General features: G+C 31.7%; 2 protein-coding genes. Both read right to left on the bottom strand.

The genetic code is table 11. From position 1 onward, the window contains the following. Positions 1–2,587: bifunctional acetaldehyde-CoA/alcohol dehydrogenase (gene adhE / locus NSA58_RS18415; RefSeq protein WP_277613763.1), on the bottom strand; the 2,587-nt coding region annotated here is incomplete at its 3' end. A 4-nt stretch (positions 2,588–2,591) separates the two neighbouring features. Then, positions 2,592–2,792, bottom strand: a 201-nt coding sequence (locus NSA58_RS18410; protein ID WP_257560812.1) for a hypothetical protein, incomplete at its 5' end; no start/stop codon positions are given.

The following is a 2,792-nucleotide window of genomic DNA, read 5'->3' as shown; positions in this document are numbered from 1 at the left end:
CTATTTCACTGACTAATGGCAGTCTTGGATTAACAGAGGTACATTGATCATCAAATGCTTCTAAAGATAATTTTTTTATTGCAGAAAAATATTCATCTCTTTCTATTCCACATTCTTTAATACTCATCGGTTCATTTAATTCTTTCATCAGCTTTTTAATTGCTTCAATTAAATTTTTCACACCTTCTTCAACTGTATCTGTTTTTAATCCCAACATTTTTGCAATTTCACAATACTTCTTGTCCGATATAAATGATTTATATTTAGGAAATGCAGTAAACTTGCTTGGTATTTGTGAATTATATTCTATTACATAAGGTAATAATATGGCATTTGCCCTACCATGAGGTATATGAAATCTTGCTCCAAGCTTATGAGCTAAAGAATGATTTATTCCTAAAAAAGCATTTGCAAATGCCATTCCTGCCATACAAGAAGCATTATGCATTTTTTCCCTAGCCTCCCTACATTCAGCTGAGTCTCCACCTTTATATGATATTGGCAAATATTTAAATACCATTTCTATAGCTTTTAAAGCCATTGCATCTGTGTAGTCTGTAGCCATTACCGAAACATAAGCTTCTATTCCATGAGTTAATACATCTAGTCCTGTATCTGCAATAACTGATTTTGGCAAACTCATTACAAATTGAGGATCTACTATTGCCACATCTGGTGTCAATTCATAATCAGCTAAAGGATATTTTATATTTTTTTCTTTGTCTGTTATAACTGCAAATGAAGTTACTTCTGATCCTGTACCCGATGTAGTTGGAATAGCTACTAGTTGAGCTTTTCTTCCCAACTTGGGAAACTTATAAACTCTTTTTCTTATATCCATAAATTTAAGTCTTAAATCTTCAAAATTAACTTGTGGATTTTCATAAAATAACCACATGCCTTTTGCTGCATCTATTACTGAGCCACCTCCTAAGGCTATTATTGTATCTGGTTTAAATTTAATCATTTCCTGAGCCCCATCTAGTACCGTCTTTACAGATGGATCCACTTCAACCCCTGTAAATCTTTCTATCATAACTGGATTTCTTCTTTTTCTCAATCGGTATTCTATTTTTTCCACATATCCTAAGTCTTCCATTGTCCTGTCTGTAATTATCATTGTTCTTTCTGACTTAGGTAATTTTTCCAAATATTGAATAGAACCCATTTCATGATAAATTCTTTCCGGAACTTTAAACCACTGCATACTAACAGTTCTTTTTGTTACCTTTTTCAAATTAATTAAATTAATTGCAGATATATTATCTGTAGTTGAATTATTACCCATAGATCCACAACCTAGAGTTAATGATGGTGTATTCGAATTATATATACCTCCTATAGCACCTTGGCTTGATGGTGTATTTATTAATATCCTTCCTGTTTTAACTTTATTACTAAATTGCAATATTATATTATCATTATTTGAATGTATACATGCAGAATGTCCAAGTCCACCAAACTCGGTCATTTCAACACATTTTTCTATGCCTTCATCAGCATTTTTAACTCTTATACATGCTAAAACTGGGCTAAGCTTTTCTTTTGATAAAGGATAATCTTCACCTACTCCACTTATCTCTGCCACTAATATTTTAGTATCTTTAGGTATCTCAAATCCTGACATCTGAGCTATCGTATAAGCATTTTGACCTACAATTTTAGCATTTAATGATTTCGTTTCTTCATTTATAACAGTTTTTTCTAATAACTCTTTTTCCTCATTGTTTACAAAATAGCACTTATTCTTTTTCATTAAAGTAACTACATCTTCATATATCTCATCTTCTATTATTACAGCTTGTTCAGATGCACATATCATACCATTGTCAAATGACTTTGATAGTATTAAATCATTTACTGCTTGATCAATATCTGCGGATTTTTCAATAAAACAAGGAACATTCCCTGGACCTACTCCTAAAGCTGGCTTCCCAGAAGAATATGCTGATTTAACCATTCCTGGACCTCCAGTAGCTAAAATTATAGATATCTCCTTATGTTTCATAAGCTCATTTGATGCTTCTAAAGATGGATTTTCTATCCACTGTATACAGTCTTTTGGAGCTCCTTCTTTTATTGCTGCATCCCTTAATATTTTTGCAGCCTCAGCAGAACATTTTTGAGCTGACGGATGAAAGCTAAATATTATAGGATTCCTTGATTTTATAGAAATCAACGCCTTAAACATTGTAGTTGAAGTGGGGTTAGTAACAGGTGTGACCCCTGCAATTACTCCTATTGGCTCTGCTACCATCATATATCCTTCTTCATTGTTCTCTTCAACTATTCCAACAGTTTTTTTGTATTTTATACTGTTATAAATATATTCTGTTGCAAAAATATTTTTTGTTATCTTATCTTCAAAAATACCCATACCCGTTTCATCTACAGCCATTTGTGCTAACTCTATATGATTATCGAGACCTGCTTTTGCCATGGATTGAACTATTTTATCTATTTCTTCTTGATCCAAATTTAACATGTCTTCCATTGCCACATTAGCTTTTTTAACTAATTCATCAATCATATCTTCTATACTTACTTCTTCATTTTGATTTTCAACTTTTTTTATTTCTTTGCTCATTATGTTAATCCTCGCCAAATATAATTATTTTATTTAAGTTTGTTATATTTTTACGATTAATCACATATTTATACATTACTTCTGTAACATAAGTTATAACAGGGTGTCTTTCTTGTGGTGGATCTTCTATTACGCTCATATCTCTAATTCCACTAAGAGACATGTGTAGTGTTCTCGGAATAGGCGTTGCTGATAAAGTTAATAC

The organism is Terrisporobacter muris (assembly GCF_024621905.1).
GTDB lineage: Bacteria > Bacillota > Clostridia > Peptostreptococcales > Peptostreptococcaceae > Terrisporobacter > Terrisporobacter muris.
Note: the sequence above shows the minus strand (reverse complement) of the source record. Positions and strands in the feature narration are given on the sequence as shown.